Source organism: Paractinoplanes pyxinae, assembly GCF_026626335.1.
Taxonomy (GTDB): Bacteria; Actinomycetota; Actinomycetes; order Mycobacteriales; family Micromonosporaceae; genus Actinoplanes; species Actinoplanes pyxinae.
Window position 1 is genome coordinate 442,674 of sequence record NZ_JAPNTZ010000008.1, and the last position, 19,076, is coordinate 461,749.

Annotated in this window: 18 protein-coding genes; 7 read left to right on the top strand and 11 right to left on the bottom strand. The window is 71.4% G+C overall.

Annotated elements, in window-relative coordinates:
• Positions 1-366 precede the first annotated feature (366 nt).
• Positions 367-789, bottom strand: coding sequence for a hypothetical protein (locus OWR29_RS24845; RefSeq protein ID WP_267565611.1), 423 nt, complete (start codon positions 787-789; stop codon positions 367-369).
• 86 nt (positions 790-875) lie between these two features.
• Between OWR29_RS24845 and OWR29_RS24850 the strand changes: the two genes are divergently transcribed.
• Positions 876-1,826: a GlxA family transcriptional regulator gene (locus OWR29_RS24850; protein WP_267565612.1), complete on the top strand. Its 951-nt coding sequence runs from the start codon at positions 876-878 to the stop codon at positions 1,824-1,826.
• Here OWR29_RS24850 and OWR29_RS24855 read toward each other — a convergent pair.
• From OWR29_RS24855 to OWR29_RS24865, 3 genes are all read right to left on the bottom strand, one after another.
• Positions 1,823-2,491, bottom strand: a complete 669-nt coding sequence (locus tag OWR29_RS24855; protein ID WP_267565613.1) for a YceI family protein — start codon at positions 2,489-2,491, stop codon at positions 1,823-1,825. The genes OWR29_RS24850 and OWR29_RS24855 overlap by 4 nt on opposite strands.
• A gap of 274 nt (positions 2,492-2,765) precedes the next feature.
• On the bottom strand, positions 2,766-3,761 hold the full coding sequence (locus OWR29_RS24860) for an LLM class flavin-dependent oxidoreductase (protein WP_267565614.1): 996 nt from the start codon (positions 3,759-3,761) through the stop codon (positions 2,766-2,768).
• 24 nt (positions 3,762-3,785) lie between these two features.
• Positions 3,786-4,403, bottom strand: a complete 618-nt coding sequence (locus OWR29_RS24865; protein ID WP_267565615.1) for a class I SAM-dependent methyltransferase — start codon at positions 4,401-4,403, stop codon at positions 3,786-3,788.
• An 85-nt stretch (positions 4,404-4,488) separates the two neighbouring features.
• On the opposite strand from OWR29_RS24865, the gene OWR29_RS24870 reads away from it, so the two are divergent.
• A complete protein-coding gene (locus OWR29_RS24870; protein ID WP_267565616.1) occupies positions 4,489-6,786 on the top strand; it encodes a putative bifunctional diguanylate cyclase/phosphodiesterase in 2,298 nt (765 codons plus the stop codon).
• A gap of 59 nt (positions 6,787-6,845) precedes the next feature.
• Here OWR29_RS24870 and OWR29_RS24875 read toward each other — a convergent pair whose 3' ends face one another.
• From OWR29_RS24875 to OWR29_RS24905, 7 genes are all read right to left on the bottom strand, one after another.
• Positions 6,846-7,907 carry an amidoligase family protein gene (locus OWR29_RS24875; protein ID WP_267565618.1) on the bottom strand — a complete coding sequence of 354 codons (1,062 nt, stop codon included), beginning with the start codon at positions 7,905-7,907 and terminating at the stop codon, positions 6,846-6,848.
• A complete protein-coding gene (locus tag OWR29_RS24880; RefSeq protein WP_267565619.1) occupies positions 7,904-8,722 on the bottom strand; it encodes a hypothetical protein in 819 nt (272 codons plus the stop codon). The genes OWR29_RS24875 and OWR29_RS24880 overlap by 4 nt, the downstream gene beginning before the upstream one ends.
• On the bottom strand, positions 8,719-9,216 hold the full coding sequence (locus OWR29_RS24885) for a SigE family RNA polymerase sigma factor (RefSeq protein WP_438872649.1): 498 nt from the start codon (positions 9,214-9,216) through the stop codon (positions 8,719-8,721). Before OWR29_RS24885 ends, OWR29_RS24880 begins: the two co-directional genes overlap by 4 nt.
• A 119-nt stretch (positions 9,217-9,335) precedes the next feature.
• The gene (locus OWR29_RS24890; protein ID WP_267565621.1) at positions 9,336-10,265 is read right to left on the bottom strand and encodes a diacylglycerol/lipid kinase family protein; all 930 of its coding nucleotides are present in this window, start codon (positions 10,263-10,265) and stop codon (positions 9,336-9,338) included.
• Positions 10,266-10,275: 10 nt separating this feature from the next.
• Positions 10,276-11,826: an alkaline phosphatase D family protein gene (locus OWR29_RS24895; protein WP_267565622.1), complete on the bottom strand. Its 1,551-nt coding sequence runs from the start codon at positions 11,824-11,826 to the stop codon at positions 10,276-10,278.
• A 28-nt stretch (positions 11,827-11,854) separates the two neighbouring features.
• Positions 11,855-12,463, bottom strand: coding sequence for a DedA family protein (locus OWR29_RS24900; protein WP_267565623.1), 609 nt, complete (start codon positions 12,461-12,463; stop codon positions 11,855-11,857).
• A 131-nt stretch (positions 12,464-12,594) separates the two neighbouring features.
• A complete protein-coding gene (locus OWR29_RS24905) occupies positions 12,595-13,848 on the bottom strand; it encodes a pyridoxal phosphate-dependent aminotransferase (RefSeq protein WP_267565625.1) in 1,254 nt (417 codons plus the stop codon).
• Positions 13,849-14,131: 283 nt separating this feature from the next.
• Between OWR29_RS24905 and egtA the strand changes: the two genes are divergently transcribed.
• Genes egtA through OWR29_RS24930 form a run of 5 tightly spaced genes read left to right on the top strand, consistent with a single transcriptional unit; the run spans position 14,132 to position 18,754 of the window.
• Positions 14,132-15,325 (top strand): ergothioneine biosynthesis glutamate--cysteine ligase EgtA, encoded by a 1,194-nt coding sequence (gene egtA, locus OWR29_RS24910; RefSeq protein WP_267565626.1) that lies wholly within the window; start codon positions 14,132-14,134, stop codon positions 15,323-15,325.
• Entirely contained in the window at positions 15,322-16,623 is a 1,302-nt protein-coding gene (gene egtB / locus OWR29_RS24915; protein ID WP_267565627.1) for an ergothioneine biosynthesis protein EgtB, read from the top strand. Before egtA ends, egtB begins: the two co-directional genes overlap by 4 nt.
• Entirely contained in the window at positions 16,623-17,366 is a 744-nt protein-coding gene (gene egtC / locus OWR29_RS24920; protein ID WP_267565628.1) for an ergothioneine biosynthesis protein EgtC, read from the top strand. Before egtB ends, egtC begins: the two co-directional genes overlap by 1 nt.
• The gene (gene egtD, locus OWR29_RS24925; RefSeq protein ID WP_267565630.1) at positions 17,363-18,322 is read left to right on the top strand and encodes an L-histidine N(alpha)-methyltransferase; all 960 of its coding nucleotides are present in this window, start codon (positions 17,363-17,365) and stop codon (positions 18,320-18,322) included. The genes egtC and egtD overlap by 4 nt, the downstream gene beginning before the upstream one ends.
• A gap of 24 nt (positions 18,323-18,346) precedes the next feature.
• Positions 18,347-18,754 (top strand): YkvA family protein, encoded by a 408-nt coding sequence (locus OWR29_RS24930; RefSeq protein ID WP_267565631.1) that lies wholly within the window; start codon positions 18,347-18,349, stop codon positions 18,752-18,754.
• Positions 18,755-19,076: the final 322 nt, after the last annotated feature.

Sequence of the window (19,076 nt, forward strand, 5' to 3'; positions counted from 1 at the left end):
GAGCCATGACCGCGCGACAACCCAGTCGGGGCTCACCCCGGCGCCGTTCAGCCGCGACGAATTCTCGAGTCAAGCCAGTTACCGCTCCTCCCAGCGCTCAGCAGTGCCGCTTCTACCGACTCCCGGCGACCCTCTCATCGCCCACAGCGCGAGCAACCCCCCGATCCCCGGCACAACACTCAGCAGTCGCGCCCTGAGCGATCGCGTGGCGGCCACGGTGGCACCGACAACGAGCAGATATGCGCAACCGTGCAACGGGCCGAGCAGCGTCGCCACCCACGAAACGTGCACGGTCGCCAAGTTGGCCAACAAAACCAGCAAGGAAAGCAGCTCGACCCGAGCCGAAACGCGCAGAAGCGTCATAGTTCACGCACCCGTCGTCGAGCCGGGGCGGACGATCATCAGGACGACGACGGTGGCCCAGAGCAGATTGAAGACGCCCGACACCATGCCGAGCCGGCTCGCGTCGACCGGGTCCTTCGACCACAGCGCCGCCGCCTGCGCGGGCAGGATCGCGTAGCCGAGCACCACGGCCGCCAGCACCGTCAGCACGATCGAGACGAGCAGCCAGGCGTCGGTCAGCACGCCCAGCGAGGCGCCGGTGGCCAGGCCGAGCACCGGCACGGCCAGCCCGACCACGGCGTACACCCGGCAGATCCGGTGCAGGGTGCGCATCTGATCGAGGTCGGCCCGGCGCACGGCGGCCGGGAACATGCTGGCCGCCACGGTGACCGGGCCGATGGCGACGATCGCGGCCAGCACATGCAGGGAAAGGAGCACTCTTGTCACGGTCACCGACCGTATGAGCGCCCGTGAAGATCGGGAAGTGGCTCGAATGACACAGGTCAACGGATTCTCGCCATACACTGCTCGGCATGCACCGGATCGCCGTCCTCGCGCTCGACAACGTCGTCGCCTTCGACCTCGCCACGCCGCTGGAGGTCTTCGAGCGCGTGCGCCTGCCCGATGGCTCGCGCCCCTACGACGTACGCGTGTGTGCTCCGCAACCCGAGGTCAGCGCGCGATCGTTCACCGTGCGCGCCGATCACGGCTTGGAGGCGCTGGAGACGGCGCACACGATTCTGCTGCCTGGCTGCCACGACGTGACGAGACCCGTACCGGACGAAGTGGTGACCGCCCTGCGGACGGCCGCCAGCCGCGGTACCCGGATAGCGTCGATCTGTGCCGGCGCGTTCGTCCTGGCCGCCACCGGTCTGCTCGACGGCCGCCGGGCCACCACCCACTGGCTGGCCGCCGACGAGTTCCGCGCGATGTTCCCGGCGGTCGAGCTCGACCCGGGCGTGCTCTACGTCGACGAGGGCCAGTTCCTCACCTCGGCCGGCGCCGCCGCGGGCCTCGACCTGTGCCTTCATCTGCTGCGCCGCGACCACGGTTCGGCCGTCGCCGCGCAGGCCGCCCGCCTGTCGGTGATGCCGCTGGAACGCGAGGGCGGCCAGGCCCAGTTCATCGTGCCCGAGCAGCCGCCCGCCCCGCGCGGCTCGGAGCTGGAGCCGTTGCTGCTGTGGCTCGACGACAACGCCGGCCACGACCTGACGCTGGAGGCCATCGCGGCCCGGGCCGGCATGAGCACCCGGACGCTGAACCGGCGCTTCCGCGAGCAGACCGGCACCACGCCGCTGCAGTGGCTGCACCGGGCCCGCATCCGCCAAGCCCAGCATCTGCTCGAGACGACGGCCCACCCGGTCGACCGGATCGGCTCGCAGGTCGGCTTCGGCTCCCCCACCGCTTTCCGCGACCGCTTCAAGCGGGTGGTCGGCACCAGCCCCTACAGCTACCGCCGCAGCTTCCGCGTTGAGAAGAACTAGCCCGGCGACTCCAGGATGGCCTCGCCGGCGATCTCGAGGCGCACGCTCTTGCCGACCAGGAAGCCGCCGCTCTCGAGCAGCACGTTCCACACCAGCCCGAAGTCCTCGCGTTCGAAGTCGGCGGTGGCGTTGAAGCCGAAGATGTCGCGGTCGTAGGGGTCACGCCGGGCCCCGCCGTACTCGACGTTGAGGTCGATCGGCCGGGTCACGTCGCGGATCGTCAGCAGCCCGCTGACCACGAACTTGCCGCTGGGCCGGGCGGCCGGCACGGCGGCCGCGTTGGGCCGGCGCGACAGCGGGTTGTTGCGCAGCCGGGCCCACAGGAAGATCTCGTCGTTGTTCTGCTGCCACTGCACGCCGGTGCTGCGGAACGAGATCACCGGGTAGCGCTGGACGTCGAGGAAGTCCGGGCCCGACAGGTGGGTGTCGCGGTCGGCATTGTGCGTGGTGAGGCTGGTGGCGTCGATCGTGGCCGTCACCGACGAGCGCATCGGGTCTTCGGCCACCAGGATGGTGGCGTTGCCGCGGGAGAACTCGCCGCGGACCGGGCTCACCATCATGTGCTGGGCGAGGAATCCGAGCCGCTTGTGGGCCTCGTCCAATGTGTACACGCCCGCCTCGGGAATGGTCAGGCCGTTCCACTCACGGATCGGTCGGTCGACCATGACTTCGCTTCACCCCTCGGCCGCAGGAACTCGATGCATTCTTCGAATTCACAGGATCTTAGGCGCAGAAATGGCGCCCGCGCCGCCCGCCCCGGCCACTCTGGGTGCGGACGGGCAGCTCAGTGGCGGGGACCACCGTCACGAAAATGCGCTGATGACCGTTTTGTACGGCGACCCGGATCACATTTCTCGAATAGTGGTGACGCACTGTTTCAGTGAATGAAACAAAACTGACAGGGTGACGATGGCCACCCTTTCCCACCGAGGCGTCGAGCTATTTCGATGCCCGCATGATTTCGCCGGTGAGTTCGACGGAACGCACGCGATCAGTCACTTCCGAGGCGTGATGGGCCGTGATGATTTCGTCGGCCCCGGCCTCCTCGGCGAACTTCTCGAGGTATTCGCGGACCTCGCTCGCCGTGCCGACCGCGGTGTAGCGGGTCATGTTGGCCAGGCCCGCGCCGGCCGGGGAGGCCAGGAACGCGTCGATCTCGGCGTCGGTGAAGTTGCCGCCCCGGGCGCCACGGGTGATCATCGCCCGGGTGCGGGCGCGGTAGGCCTTCGTCCGCTGCTGCTGCGCGGTTTCCGTGTCGTCGGCCGCGAAGACGTTGACCCCGGCGATCACGTACGGCGTAGCCAGATGCTCGGACGGGCTGAACGTCTCGCGGTAGACGGTCACCGCCTGGTGCAGCGCGTCCGGCGCGAAGTGCGAGGCGAACGCGTACGGGAGACCGAGCTGAGCCGCCAGCTGAGCGCCGAACAGCGACGAACCAAGGATGTAGAGCGGCACCGGCGACGATGGCCGCGGCACCGACTGCACGCCCGGCACGCGCGTGTGACCGGTGAGGTAGCCGTTGAGCTCCAGAACGTCCTGCGGGAACGAGTCGGCCGAGCTGTTGTCGCGGCGCAGGGCCAGCATCGTGTTCTGGTCGGTGCCGGGCGCGCGGCCGAGGCCCAGGTCGATGCGGCCGGGGTAGAGCGTGGCCAGCGTGCCGAACTGCTCGGCGATCACCAGCGGCGAGTGGTTGGGCAGCATGACGCCGCCCGAGCCGAGCCGGATGCGCTCGGTGTGGGCGGCCACGTAACCGATCACCACGCTGGTCGCCGAGGACGCGATGCTCGGCATGTTGTGATGCTCGGCGTACCAGACGCGCTCGTAGCCCGTACGTTCCGCGGCCCGGGCCAGCGCGACGCTGGCCTCGAAGCTCTCGAGCGGGGTCTGCCCGCTGCTGATCGGGGCGAGGTCGAGGATCGAGAGCGCGGTCACCATAGGACCGAAGCTACTCCGCGGTCCTTACCGCGGCACCGCCTCTGTGCGCCGGAACACGTCGAGCAGGAACCACTCGTCCTCGTGGTGGACGACCCGCTCGAGCCCCGGGCGGGCGGCCAGCGCCGCGTGCACCTGGAAGCCGTCGTAGTTGCCGCCGTTGACGCGGTCCCGGAAATGCACGCCGACGATGTCCCCGCCCGGTTCGAGGCACTGCACGAACCCGTCCAGGGTGGCATTGAGGTCGGCCTCGTTGAAGTAGTACAGCAGGTCGCCCACGACGATCAGGTCGAAGGTGCCGGACGGCAACTCGGCCGGAAGGTTGGCCTGCTCGACGCGTACGTGGGAAAGGTCTTTCAGCAGCGACCGGGCCTGTTCGACGGCCAGGTCGACCGAGTCGACGGCCAGCACCTCGTCGCAGCGCGCGGCCAGCATCGCGGTGAGCAGCCCGATCGAGGCGCCCGGCTCGTAGCAGCGGCGGTACCGCTCACGGGGCAGGCTGGCCATCGTCACCGCGTACTTGCGGCGGTCGTGCCACTTCGTGGCCAGGTCCCACGGGTCGTCCTTGGCCAGGTAGAGCCCGGTGAAGTAGTCCAGCGAGACGGAGTCGGCCGGCGGTTGGGCGTCGTCGAGAGCACGGGTCACGCGACGACAATTTACCGGACGGCTTGGGAAGCGCCGCGGCCTGCCGATGGGGCTTATGACGGGTCGTCGCCCGAAAGGTGCAGATGTGAACGGTGACCGCCGCTGGTGGTTCTGGTGGCTGCTCGTCGCCGTGCTGCTGGTCGGCCCGGTCGCGTCGGCCCTGAGCACGACGGGTGAGCTGGCCGTCTACGGCCTCGTGGGCGTGGGCGCGGTGGCCGCCGTGCTGACCGGCCTGCGGGTGAACCGCCCGGCCCGCCCGGCCGCGTGGATATTGCTGGCCGTCGCGGCCGGCTTCGGCACGGCGGCCCCGCTGACCTGGGCGATCGCGCCCGACGCGACCATGCTGCCCGGCATCAGCTGGTACGACGCGTTCTTCCTGGCCTCCTACCCGGCGCTGGCGGCCGGGCTGGCGCTGCTGGCCGACCGGTCCGGCACGTCCCGCTGGGCCGGGATCACCGAGACCGGCATCGTCCTGTGCACGGGGACCGTACTGGCCTGGGTGCTGCTCTACGACCCGTACGTCATCGACCGGGACACTCCCCTGGGCAATCCGGCCGTCGTCGCCTATCCGTTCCTCGACGCCCTGACCACCGGCCTGGCCATCCGGCTGCTCGTGGTGCAGGCCCGCCTCTCCCGGCCCCATCTGATCGTGCTGGGGGCCATCGCGCTGATGGCCACGTCCGACGTCCGGTACTTCCTGCAGGTCACCGGGGGTGAATCGCTCGAGGGGGCGATGACGCTCAGCGTGGGCGCCTTCATCGGGGCGTACGCGCTGATCGGGGTGGCCGCCCTGCACCCGGGCGCCGCCCCGGCCGAGCCCGAGCCGGATGCCACGGTGGGCACCTGGCGGCTGCTCATCCTGCACGTGGTGCTCGTGCTGCTCGGGCCCATCGCCACCGCTTACGCCGTCGAGCGGGACCGTTCCGCCGACGACTTCCAACCGGAGGACCTGTTCGTCCCGCTCACGCTGACCGCCGCCGTGGCGGTGCTGCTCGTGGTGCGGATGGCACTGGCCACCCGCCTGGCCGAGAAGCAGGCGACCACTCTCGGACAGGCGCTGGCCGAGCAGGCGTCCCTGCAGGAGTCGATGCGCCACCAGGCGCTGCACGACACCCTGACCGGGCTGCCCCACCGCCGCCTGCTCGAGGAACAGCTCACGCTGGTCGCCGAGTCGGGCGAACGCCGGGGCGCGCTGCTGCTGCTCGACCTGGACGGCTTTAAGGACGTCAACGACCGGCTCGGCCACACGGTGGGTGACGAGCTGCTGGTCTCGGTGGCCGACCGGCTGCGGCGCCTGCTCGGCCCGGGCGAGACGCTGGCCCGCCCGGGCGGCGACGAGTTCGCCATGCTGCTGCCGGCCGCGGGCGCCGCCGAGGTCAAGGCCCGGGCCGACGCCGTGCTGACCGCGCTGCGCCGGCCGGTCGAGGTCACCGGGCACACGCTGCACGTCACGGGCAGCATCGGCATTCGCCGGCTGGAGCCCCGAGCCGGCGCCGACGAACTGCTCAGCGACGCCGACCTGGCGCTGTACGCGGCCAAGGCGGCCGGTAAGGACCGTCACGAGCTGTTCGACCCCCGGTTGCGCCGCGAGCAGGCCGAGCGGATCCGCACGGTGGAACGGTTGCGGGTGGCGCTCGAGGCGGACGAGTTCACCGTGCACTACCAGCCGATCGTCGCCCTGCGCTCGGGGGCGTCGGTCGGGTTCGAGGCGCTGGTCCGGTGGACGCCGCCCGGCCAGGACCCGATCGGGCCGGACAAGTTCATCCCGGCCGCCGAGGACAGCGGGCTCATCGTCGGGCTGGGCGAATGGGTGCTGCGCCGGGCCTGCGCCGAGGCCGCCGTCTGGCACCGCCGGTACGGCACGACCATCGCCGTCAACGTCTCGCCCCGGCAGCTGGCCGAGCCGTACTTCGCCGACCGCGTACGCCGGGCCCTGGCCGACAGCGACCTGCCGGCGCACGCTTTGACCGTCGAGATCACCGAGGGCGTGCTGGTGCGCTCGGGCGCGCACGCCGAGCTGGCCCTGACCCACCTGGCCGAGCTGCGGGCCGACGGCGTCCGGGTGGCGATCGACGACTTCGGCACCGGCTACTCGTCGCTGGCCTACCTGCGCGACCTCCCGATCGACATCCTGAAGATCGACAAGTCGTTCATGCCGGACGACCCGGGCGACGCCCAGCAGGCCGCCCTGGTCCGGGCCGTGGTCGACCTGGCCCGCAGCCTGAACCTGACGACGGTGGCCGAGGGCGTCGAGACCGCCCACCACGCCGAGTTGCTGCGCACCCTGGGCTGCGACCGCGGCCAGGGCTGGCTCTTCGGCCGGCCGGGCCCGCCCACGGCCGTCTCGATCCGCCTGGCCGCCGAGACGACGGTGACGGTCTAGCGGCGGGCCAGGGCCTCGGCCGTCTCGATCTGGCTGGCCGCCGAGACGACGGTGACGGTCTAGCGCCGGGCCAGGGCCTCGGCCGCGAAGTGCATCAGCTGCTCGACCGCCTCGGCCGGGTCGGGATCCGGCTCGGGCAGCGACGACGAGAACAGGCAGCGCTCGAGCAGCAGCTCGACCAGCGCGGCCCGGTCGACGATCTGCGCCGTCTCGATGGCGCCGGGCAGGATGCGGATCTCGATCGTGTCGCGGATCGGGTGCTCGGCGAACAGCTGGGTCAGGTTGATGTCGAAGAACTTGGTGAGCCCACCCTCTTTGGCCGCGGCGCGCAGCTCGTCCCACCCGGGCCGGCCGGCAGTGGCGGCCACCAGCGGCCCGGGCAGCGGGGCGAGGCGGCGGCAGGCCGGATTGGTCTGCAGCAGCGCCCGCAACGGCTCACGCCACCCGGCGAACAGGCGGATCACATTGGCCAGGGCCAGCGGGCCCCGGAACGAGGCGCCGTCGAAGTGCAGGTGGACGGCGGCCTCGGACGGCACGGTGAAGCCCAGCTCACGGGCCGGGCCGAGCAGCTCCTCGAGCGCCTCGGCATGACCGGCGGCCAGCGGCGGCGTCACGATCTCGCACGGGCGCTCGCGCTCGGAACCGGCCGGCGCGGCCAGCGCGATCGTGCCCCCGTCGGGATCGTCGAGGCGGAAGACGTCGCCGATCCGTTCGGGCTTCGTCCCCCACAGCGAGGCAGCCCCGTCGAGCACGGTCTCGAGCTGCCCCGCCGGGTCGCACTGCTCGGCGAGCAGGCTCAGCAGCCGGGGTTCGTCGCTGAGCACGCGGTACCAGCCGGGTCGGGCCGGTGTGCGCTGGTCGAGGCCGTCGAGCAGGGTGATGTCGTCGACCAGGGTGCACAGCGGGCTTCCGTCCGGCCGGTCGACCGCGAAGCCCAGCGTCAGGTTCAAGAACTTGCCCAGGCCGGGCACCAGCGACGGCTCACTGTCGCGGTGCCAGACCGGACGGACCCGGCCGCCGCAGCGGGCGGCCAGGTCGTCGGCGAGGCTGCGCCGGCTGGCGCCGCGGGGCGCCATCAGCTCGATCTCGAAGCCGATGCGCCGGCGCAACCTCGCTGTCACGGCTGGATCGGCAGGGTCTGACCGGCCAGCAGACGCTTGCCGCCCTCGATCTTGGCCGCCCAGGCGTCCTTGAGGTTCCACAGCTTGGCCAGCTTCACCGCGTCCTCGATCTCGTAGCCGGCGTCGAAGAACTTGCTCACCCGCTTGGAGGTGAGCGCCTCCTTCACACCCTCGGCCGTCGGCTTGACCGGCAGTTCCTGACCGGCGAGGAGGCGCTTGCCCGCCTCGAGCTTGGCGTCGGACGGGTCCTTGATCTTCCAGATCTTGGCCAGCTTCTCGGCCTCGGTCCAGGTGTAGCCGGCGTTGAAGAACGCGCTGTAGCGGGCCTCGTCCTGCGGGGAGATCGTCCTCTCCTCGACCGGGGCGTCCGGCGTCGGCTTGATCGGCAGCGTCTCGCCCAGCAGCAGGCGGCGGCCGGCCTCGGCCTTGACGGCGACCCGGTCGTCGTCGCTCAGCTTCCAGATCTTGGCCAGGCGGCCCGCGTCGTCGTAGCCGAAGCCGGCGTCGTAGTACGCCTCGATCTGCTCGTCGCGGACCTTGTCGGGGTCGGCGCTCGCGCTGACGGCGGGAGCGGCGGCCGGCACGCCGGCGGCGGTGTTGCTCGCCGCGTTGTTGGCCGGAAGGAACGCGGGGAGGTTGATGGCCCCGGCGATCAGGCCGGCGCCGAGCACGCCACCGGCGGCGATCTGAGCGCCCCGCCGGCGCCGCTTGTACTTCTGGGAAAGCTCCTGGACGCGGGCGTAGACCGCGGAGGGGTCAGGGGTGTTGTGCTCTTGGGTCTCGAATGCCTCGCGCAGTTGATCGCGGTCGGTCACGACTTCTCCTCGGCGGGAATGCGTTCCATGAGCTCCGGTGACAGCCGGAGCGTTTTCAGAGCCCTCGAAGCGTGGCTTCGCACCGTCGCCTGGGAACAGCCCAGCAGGTCGGCGATCTGGTCGTCGTCCAGCTGCTCGTAGTAGCGCAGCACCAGGACAGCCCGCTGCTTGCGCCCCAGGGTGGCCAGTCGCCGCCACAGCACGTCGGCCATGACGACACCCTCGGCGTGGTCGCGCACACCACCCCGGGCATCGTCCAGCTCGACCAGCCGCTCGCCGACCGAGTGCACGTGACGGACCGCCCAGCTGCGCCGCCACGACAGGTACTCGTTGAGCACCATGCGCCGCACGTACGCCTCGGGCGATTCCGCCTCGCTGATCCGCCGCCATCGGACTTGCGCCCGGGCCAGCACCTCCTGGACGACGTCCTGCGCCAGTTCCCGGTCGCCGGTGAGGACGACCGCGTAGCGCAGGAGACTCGGGAGCCTGGCCATCGCGAATTGCTCGAAGGTCACAACCACTACGACGCCCCCCGTGCCGAGTCTGTGCAGTCGTGTCGCAATTAATTTCCGTTCGCGTCACCCTGTGCTTCGCGCGGGGCGACGCGTACGCGTCACCGGTCGGGCGCGTCGGCCGGGGCCATCACGCGTAGCGCGTTCGCCGCCAGCCCGATGCGCATCGGCGTGGTGCCGGCCGGCTCACCGTCGACCTCGACGCGGGCCGGGCGGTCGGTCTCGAGCCACAGCTCGTCGACCGCCAGGAACGGCTCTTCCCGCAGCGTACGCGTGGGGCCCTGGGCCGCGTTGCGAGCCGTCTCGACCAGCAGCTCCCGCCGCGTGGGGCCGCCGACCGGGTACGCCACCAGCAGGCGGTCGTCGGCGTCGGCGTCGCCCGCGATGGGGCGTCCGGCGTGGTGGCCGCCGTTGGCCACGTAGACCTGGTGGCTGCGGAAATCGTGGCTGCCGCCGGACGCCCGTACGGTGATGCGCAGTGGCTCGTGCCGGGTGAGCAGGCCCAAGGCGGTGAGCGGGTAGGCGTACCGGCCGAGCAGGCGCTTCAACGGGCGCGGGGCCTTGAGCATCACCTCGGCCGACAGCCCCACCCCGACGTGGTTGGTGAACGGCTCGTCGCCCGCCAGCCCCAGGTCGAGGTCGATCACCTTGCCCTTGACCAGCACCTCGACCGCCTCGCCGAGGTCGAGCGGGGTGTGCGCGGTGCGCGCGAAGTTGTTCGTGGTGCCCAAGGGAAGCAGGCCGAGCGCCACGTCCTGATAGGCGAGCAGGCGGGCCGCGGTGCTGATCGTGCCGTCGCCGCCGCCCGCCACGAGCAGGTCGGGCTTGAGGGCCAGCCCCTCGGCCAGGATGCGCGGGAGTTCCCGCGGGCGGTCGACGGCACACGCGCCGAGCAGCGTGAACCCGGCCCCGGCCAGCCGCTCCTTCGCCGTCTCGTAGAGCAGCCGGCCGCGCCGCGAGTGAGTGTTGACCACCAGCACCGCGCGTTTGTGGTCGCGGATGTCGCCGGTCAGCTGCTCCTTCGTCCGCATCCGATGGACTTTATCGGGTCAGCGTGCTCGTCCCCGCCTCGACGGCCCACGACGCGCTCGTGGTCACCGGCGTTTCGCGGACGTCGATGGTGTCGACCGTGCGGACGTCGGTGTGCCAGGCGCTCTTGGTGACCAGGCAGCGCAGATAGCCGCGCTTGGAGCCGTCGAAGTACCGCACGTGCGGGTTGAGCGTCGGGTTGACCTGCTTGAGCGGGGCGTCGAAGGCGATCGGGAAGTCCGAGCTGACCGAGGTGGCCGTGAACTCGACGGCGACCGGGGCGAGCTCGGGCTTGTCGAAGTCGGTGCGCAGCTCGGAGAACCAGGTCGAGTGGATGTCGCCGGCCAGGATGATCGGGTTCTTGACGCGCTTGTCGGCCAGGTAGTTCAAGAAGCGGGTGCGCTGCGGGGCGTAGCCGTCCCACTGGTCGAGGTTGGCCACGATCGGCGGCACCGGCGCGCCGGTCGGGTTGGGGAACTTGATCCGGCTCATCATCACCTGCTGGGCCACGACGTTCCAGCGGGCCGGCGAGTGGTCGAGCCCGGCCTTGAGCCAGCGCTCCTGCCCCTCGCCGGTGAGCGTGCCGCCGACGTTGCTGTCGCCCGCGGTGGCCAGGCCGAAGTCGCCGGGGAAGCCGCCCGGCTGGTCGGTGCGGTACTGCCGGGTGTCGAGCACGTTGAGCCGCAGCAGCCGGCCGAAGTCGAACCGGCGGAAGATGCGCAGGTCGGCCCGGCCCGGACGCAGGTCGGCCCGGATCGGCATGTGCTCGTAGTAGGCCTGGTAGGCCGCGGCCCGCTGACGGGCGAACTGGGCCACCGTCTGCAGCTTGGCCCCGGTGTCGTCGATCTCGTCGATCAGGCCGGCGTAGTTGTTCTCGGTCTCGTGGTCGTCCCAGGTGACGATCCACGGGAAGGCGGCGTGGGCGGCCTGCAGCGCCGGGTCGCTCTTGTACTGCGCGTGGCGGGCCCGGTAGTCGTCCAGCGTCACCAGCTGGTCGAGGCCGGGGGTGGCCGGCGTGGTGTGCCGGCGGTCGGCGAAGCGGCTGCTCGGGTCGTACTCGTAGATGTAGTCGCCCAGGTGCACGACGACGTCGAGGTCTTCAGCGGCCAGGCCCCAGTAGGCCGGCCAGTAGCCGTTCTGGAAGTCCTGGCAGTTCACGATGCCGAAGCGCAGCCTCTGCCGGCTGCCGGCGGTTTTCGTCCGACCGGTGGGGCTGACCTGGCCGAGCGCGCGGAAGCGGTAGAAGTACTCGTGGCCGTCGTCGAGCCCCCGGGCGTCGACGTGCACCGAGTGAGCGAGTTCCGGCCGGGCGACCGTGCGGCCGTGGCGGACGACGCGGCGGAACCGCTCGTCCTTGGCGACCTGCCACTCCACCTCGACCGGGTGGCGCAAGCCCTCGCGGATCAGTCTGGTCCAGAGGACGACGGCATGGGGTAACGGGTCGCCGCTGGCGACGCCGAGTGGATACAGGTTGCCTTTGCCGCTTGCCTCGGCGGCGGATGGCAGGACGGCGGCGCCGGCCGCGACGGCGGCACCTGACAGAAGTACACGACGGGTGGGCATCTTTGCCTCCTCAGTGGACCAGTTGTTTCTAGCGCACTCGTTGACGCACGCGCACGGGCTGTTGGGCGAGTCGTTGTATGCCGATCGCGGCGCCGGTGACGGCCATCGCGGCGGAGCCGGCGACCAGGAAACCGAGCAGCGGGTGGTTCTCGAACAGGGCGCCGCCGAGGTAGCCCAGGAAGGCAGCCTGGGTCGCCCACAGCACCACGGCCGCGGCCGTGAACCAGGCGAACCGCTTGGCCGGATAGCCGACCAGGCCCGCGGCCAGCGCGGTGGTCGACCGCCCGCCGGGCACGTAGCGGGCGAAGACGATCACCAGGCCGCCCCGGCTGTGCAGCATGCGATGCACCCATCCGTGCACGGCGACGGCCCGGCGGTGGCTCAGCCGGGCGGTGACGGCCGCGGTGCTGCGCCGGCCCACCTGGTACGACACCACGTCGCCCAGCCAGGCCCCGGCCGCAGCCACCACGATGAGCAGGGCCACGTGCGGGCGCCCGGTGCTGGCGGCGGCGACCCCGCAGGCGAGCACGGTCGACTCGCTCGGCATGAACGGCAGCAGGGCGTCGAGCCCGGCTACGACGAAGACGACCGCGAGGATCCAGGGGCTCGCGGCGACCGCGTCGAGGTAGTGCGGCATGCGCTCACGATCGGCCACCAAGCGGACCGGGACGTGTACGGCGGTCGACGCGCAGAGGTCATTTGCGGCGTCGCCGGGGGCTCAAGGGGCGACGGGACCGGGCCCAGCGGTGCGGGCGGCGGACCAGGCACCTACGCATTGGCGGCGCGGCGGGCCGTGTACTCGCCCGGGCGGCGCGACGGGTACTGGATCAAGTTGTCCGGCGCTTCCTCGCGTGGGGTCTCCCAGCCGCGGCGTGTTTCGGCCGGTTCCTCGTACGAGCGGACCCGGAACTGACGGCCGTAGTCCATCATTCCGTCGATCAGGCGGTCGACGTCCCGGCCCGGTCGCACCACCAGGCGCATGAACTGGCTGGTCATGCCCAGCTTGTTGCCGCACTCGCGGGTGTAGACGCCGTGGTTGGCCACCAGGTAGTCGCGCAGCGCCGTGCCGGACCACTCGGTGGGCAGCTTGACCAGGATGAAGTTGCCCTGCGAGGGGAAGACGGTCAGCCCCGGGATGCGGGCCAGCTCGCCCGCCATGGCCCGGCGGTCGCGGCTGAGCAGGCGCAGGCTGTCCTCGTACTCCTCCTCGTGCTCCTGGATCATGAAGACGACCTTCTCGGCCAGCGAGTTGAGGTTCCACTTGGGCAGCGCCTTGCCGATCTTGCCGGCGATGGCGGGGTTGGCCATCAGGTAGCCGAAGCGGATGCCGTGCAGGCCGAAGTTCTTGCCCAGGCTTTTCAGGACGACGGCGTTGGAGCGGATGACCGCGTCCGGGCCGACCGAGGGGTACTGCTCCATGTCGGAGAAGTCGATGAACGACTCGTCGATGACCACCAGGTCGAGGTCGCCCAGCATGTCCATGAACCGGATGACGTCGCGCCGCGGCAGGTAGCAGCCGTCGGGGTTGTTGACGTTGCAGACCACGGCCACCCGGGAGCCACGGTCGCGGATGAAGCGCACATAGTCGTCGAGGTTCAGCCGGAAACCGTCGCGCTCCTGCAGCGGGAACATGTCGACCCGCTTGCCGGTCTCGAGCGGCTGATCGGTCCAGCGGCCGAAGGTCGGGATCGGGATGGCCACGCTCTCCTTGATGAGCAGGTGGTCGATCCAGGTGATCAGCTCGGTCGAGCCGTTGGCCATGGCCACGGTCTGCGGGTGCAGGCCGAGCACGCTGCACAGCTTCTTGGTGATGCTCGACGAGTCGCTCGGGTAGTACTTCAGGATGTTCTTGAGATCGCGGCTGAGCTCGTCGAACATCTCCGGCGTGGGAAAGTACGGGTTGCAGGGGATGCAGAAGTCCACGATCTCGACGCCCTCGCCCGCGCTGCGCGAGAGGTCGAAGTAGGACGCGCTGTGGGCGCCCTTGTGCAGGATCGAGGTGTCGATTCCGGTCCCCGCCATCGAGACTCCTTAACTCCACCGGTGTGCGCGCCGCTCCGCCGGGACGCGCGCCCAAAAGTACGAAGCTGGTCGATGAAGGGTTCAGGATTCTCCAAGGAATCGGCGTTTACGCAGGTGGACAGCGCTTTTGCCGTCTTAGGTGAGGCTTAACCCGAGGTGAAACGCTTCCCTTTTCCGGTGACCCAGATCACTCTCCGGGGAAGTGCCTGCATGGCGGGCGTACACGATGGACCGGCCGTTCCGGCGCCGGAAAATTGTCGGACCCCGGCCGTAGGTTCGGGCCATGACCAAGAGCATGCGACTGCTGGCGGATGGTGACGCCGAAACAGCGGCCGTCCTCCGCAGCCGGAGCGAGGTGGAGGCGCGGATCCGGGCCATCTGCTTCAAGACCGGGCCACCGGCGCTGATCGGCGCCGAACTGGAATGGACTGTGCACAGCATCGCGGCGCCCGCGGCGCCGCTGGCCGTCGAGACGCTGCGGCAGGCGCTCGGCCGGCACACCCCGGCGACCCTGGGCTCGCCGCACCCGCCGCTCCCCCTCCCCGCCGGCGGCACGATCAGTGTCGAGCCCGGCGGCCAGGTCGAGATCTCGTCCGCCCCCTTCCCCACCCTGGGCGCGCTGCACGCGGCGGTCTCGGCCGACCTCACTTATCTCTCCGACCTCCTCGGGGCCGCCGGCATGGCTCTGGGCTCGCACGGCGTCGACCCGCACCGCGCGCCCCGGCGACTCGTGCGCACCCCGCGCTACGACGCCATGGAGCAGGCGTTCGACGAGCGCGGCGGCGACGGCCGCGTGATGATGTGCAGCACGGCCGGGCTGCAGGTCTGCCTCGACGCCGGCGACGACCTTCCGGTGCGGTGGGCGGCCGTCTCGGCGCTGGGCCCGCCGCTGCTGGCCGCCTTCGCCAACTCCCGGTTCCACGCCGGCCGCGACACCGGCCTGGCCTCCGCCCGCATGGCCGCCTGGTGGGCCATGGATCCGCGGCTCACCCACCCCGTCGGCGTCTCGGCCGACCCGGCCGCCGACTGGGTGCGCTACGCCCTGGCCGCGCCGCTCACCTGCGTCCGGCGCAACGGCGGCTGCTGGGACGCGCCACCCGGGGCCACGCTCGACGACTGGGTGCGGGGCGCGCTGCCTCTGCCGTTGACGGTGGCCGACGTCGACTATCACCTGAGCACCCTGTTCCCGCCGGTGCGCCCGCGCGGCTACCTCGAGGTGCGCTATCTGGACGCCCAGGCCGGCGACGACTGGATCGCTCCGGTCGCCGTGCTCGACACCCTGCTGGCCGACCCGGCCACCACCTCGGCCGCGCTCGACCTGGCCCGGCCCACCGCCGAGCGGTGGGAACCCGCCTGGCGGCTCGGCCTGGCCGACCCCGCGCTGCGCCGCACCGCCCACGCCGTCCTCGAGCTGGCGCTGCGGCGCGGCTCCTTCGCCGGCGACGTGGCCGAGACGATCGAACGGAGGATGCGATGACCATCGAGACCGAACGGCTGCGCGACCGTGTGGCGGCCGAGCTTCTGCGCACCCGCGACCGCACGACTCTGCTCACCGAGGCCGTCGACGACGGCGACCTCGTGGCCCAGCACTCCCCGCTGATGTCCCCGCTGGTGTGGGATCTCGCCCACGTCGGCAACCAGGAAGAGCTGTGGCTCGTCCGCGACGTCGGCGGCCGCGAACCGGTCCGGCAGGACATCGACGAGCTGTACGACGCGTTCCAGCACGCCCGCCGCGACCGGGTCGCCCTGCCGCTGCTCAACCCGGCCGAGGCCCGGCGCTACGTGGCCCAGGTGCGTGACAAGGCGCTCGACGTGCTCGGCCGGGCCCGGCTCGACCAGGGCCGCCGCCTGGTCGCCGACGGGTTCGCGTTCGGCATGATCGTGCAGCACGAGCAGCAGCACGACGAGACCATGCTCGCCACCCACCAGCTGCGGTCCGGCCCACCGGTGCTCTCGGCCTCGCCGCCACCCGCGCCGTCCACGCCGGTCACCGGCGAGGTCCTGGTGCCCGGCGGGCCGTTCACGATGGGCACGTCCACCGAGGCCTGGGCGCTCGACAACGAAAGGCCGGCCCACCAGGTCGTCGTGCCGGCCTTCCACATCGATCGGGCGGCGGTGACCAATGCTCAGTACGCGGCGTTCATCGACGCCGGCGGCTACGACGACCCGCGCTGGTGGAGCACGGCCGGGTGGGATCACCGGCAGGCCGCCGGGCTGGTCGCGCCGGCGCACTGGCAACGGGACGGCTCCTCGTTCGTGGCGACCACTTTCGGCCGCACCGAGCCCATCGCGGCCGACGAGCCGGTGGTCCACGTCTGTTACTACGAGGCTGCCGCCTACGCGAAGTGGGCCGGGAAGAGGCTGCCGACCGAGGCCGAGTGGGAAAAGGCGGCTCGGTTCGACCCGGCGACCGGCCGGTCCCGGCGCTTTCCGTGGGGCGACGCGTCGCCTTCGCCGAGCCAGGCCAACCTCGGCCAGCAGCACCTGCGCCCGGCCGCCGCGGGGGCTTTCCCCGACGGCGCTTCGCCGCTCGGGGTGCACCAGCTGATCGGCGACGTGTGGGAGTGGACGTCGAGCGACTTCCACGGCTATCCCGGCTTCGCCCCGTTCCCCTACCGCGAATACTCCGAGGTCTTCTTCGGCCCGGGCTACAAGGTGCTGCGTGGCGGCTCGTTCGGCACCGACGGGTCGGCCGTGCGGGGCACGTTCCGCAACTGGGACTACCCGATCCGGCGGCAGATCTTCAGCGGCTTCCGCTGCGCGCGGGACGCCTGATGTGCCGTCACCTGGCCTATCTGGGCCCGCCGATCCCGTTGTCCCGCCTGTTGTTCGAGCCGCCGCACTCGCTCTCGCACCAGTCGTGGGCGCCCCGCGACATGCGGGGCGGCGGCACGATCAACGCGGACGGCTTCGGGGTCGGCTGGCTGACCGCGGAGGGCCTGGTGCGCTACCGCCGGGCCACTCCGCTGTGGAGCGATCCCGACCTGCCGGCCCTGGCCGCCTCCGTCACGGCCGGCAGCGTGCTGGCCGCCGTCCGCAGCGCCACCGTGGGCATGCCGGTCACCCCGCAGGCGGCCGCGCCGTTCGCCGAGGGCAGGTGGCTGTTCAGCCACAACGGCGTGGTCGCGGGCTGGCCGGCCACGGTCGAGAAGCTGGCCGCCGCCCTGCCGGTCACCGACCTGCTGACGCTGGAAGCGCCCACCGACGCCGCGCTGCTGTGGGCGCTGGTCCGCCATCGCCTGCGCCTGGGCGCGCCACCGGCCGAGGCGATAGCTGAGACCGTTGCCGACGTCAGCGCGGTCGCACCCGGTTCCCGGCTCAACCTGCTGCTGACCGACGGCGAGACCATCGTCGCCAGCACCGCCGGCCACGCCCTGTCGATCCTGGCCGGCCCGGAATCGGTGCTGGTCAGCTCCGAACCGCTGGACGACGACCCGGCCTGGCAGCCGGTCCCCGACCGTACGTTGCTGGTCGCCGCACCGGGCGCCCGGCAGCACCTTCCCCTGGGAGAAGCATGAGCACCCCGCTCGAGGTCCATCTCGACGCCGGCACCCAAGAGGCCGCGCTGCGCGCCGACGTGGTCGCCGGTCTCACCGCCACCCCGAAACGGCTGCCGCCGAAGTGGTTCTACGACGCCCGCGGCAGCGAGCTGTTCGAGCAGATCACCGAGCTGCCCGAGTACTACCCGACCCGGGCCGAGCGGGCGATCCTCACCGCGCGGGCCCCCGAGATCGCCCGGCTCACCGGCGCCCGCACGCTGATCGAGCTCGGCTCGGGCTATTCCACCAAGACCAGGCTGCTGCTCGAGGCCCTGCGGCCCACCCTGTTCGTGCCCATGGACGTCTCACCGACCGCCCTCGAGGCCGCGGCCGCACACGTCGGCACCGACTTCCCGTCCGTGCGGGTGCAGGGGATCGTCGGCGACATCACCCGGCATCTCGGCTTCCTGCCGCAGGCGCCCGACCGCTTGGTCGCGTTCCTGGGCGGCACGATCGGCAACTTCGAGCCGGCCGAGCGCGCCCACTTCCTGGCCGACGTGCGCGCGGTCCTGCGTCCCGGCGAGCACCTGCTCCTCGGCACCGACCTGGTGAAGAGCCCGAAGGTCCTGGTCCCCGCCTACGACGACGCGGCCGGCGTCACGGCCGAGTTCAACAAGAACGTGCTGCGGGTGCTCAACCGTCACCTGCAGGCCGACTTCGACGTCGACGGCTTCGCGCACGTGGCCCTCTGGGACGCCGACCACGAGTGGATCGAGATGCGCCTGCGATCCCGCTGGCCGCAACGAGTGACCATCCCCGCCGTAGACCTGGTCGTCGAATTCAAGACGGGCGAAGAGATTCGCACCGAGATCTCGGCCAAGTTCCGCCGCGAGGGCGTCGAGAAGGAGCTGACCGAGGCCGGCTTCACCCTCACCCACTGGTGGACCGACCCCGAGGCCCGTTTCGCCCTCTCCCTGGCCCAAGTCACCATCTGACACCACACCGGGGAGAATGGGCCAATGGCCTGGTGGTGGCAGACGCTGATCAGCCTCGGGGTCGCGCTGGCCGTGCTCTGGGCGGCCCTGCTGATCGCGCTGCTGATCGCCCGACCGGGTCAGGCGCAACTCAAAGAGGCGTTACGGCTGCTGCCCGACCTGATACGGCTGCTGCGCCGCCTAGCGGCCGACCGGACGCTACCGCGCGGCCTCCGGATCCGCCTGGCGTTGCTGCTCGCCTACCTGGCCCTCCCGATCGACCTGATCCCCGACTTCATCCCCATCCTGGGCTACGCCGATGACGCCATCATCGTCACCGCGGTCCTACGCTCCACCGTCCGCCGCGCCGGCCTCGACGCGGTCCGCCGCCACTGGCCCGGCACCGACGACGGCTTCGCCGCCCTGACCCGCCTAACTGGCCTGCGCCCCTAGCCCCCCAACCACCCGCCTTTGGCCAGCGCCGCCAGCCGTCACCCGCCTTACCCGACGCCGCAGGCCACCACCCGCCTGTCCGACGCCGCATGCACCACCCGCCTTGCCAGACATCACAGGCCACCACCCGCCTTGCTTGACGCCGCAGGCGTTCACCCGCCTGTCCGGCACCGCGGGCCGACTACCCGCCGCCGCAGGCCGTCACCCACTGTCCGGCACCGCCGGCCAGCTCACTACTTCACGTGGCGGGCGCGGACGGTCCGTTCGGCGGCCGATGACGGCTGATTCGGCCCGTTTCAGGCGGTGGGCGCGGACAGGCTGT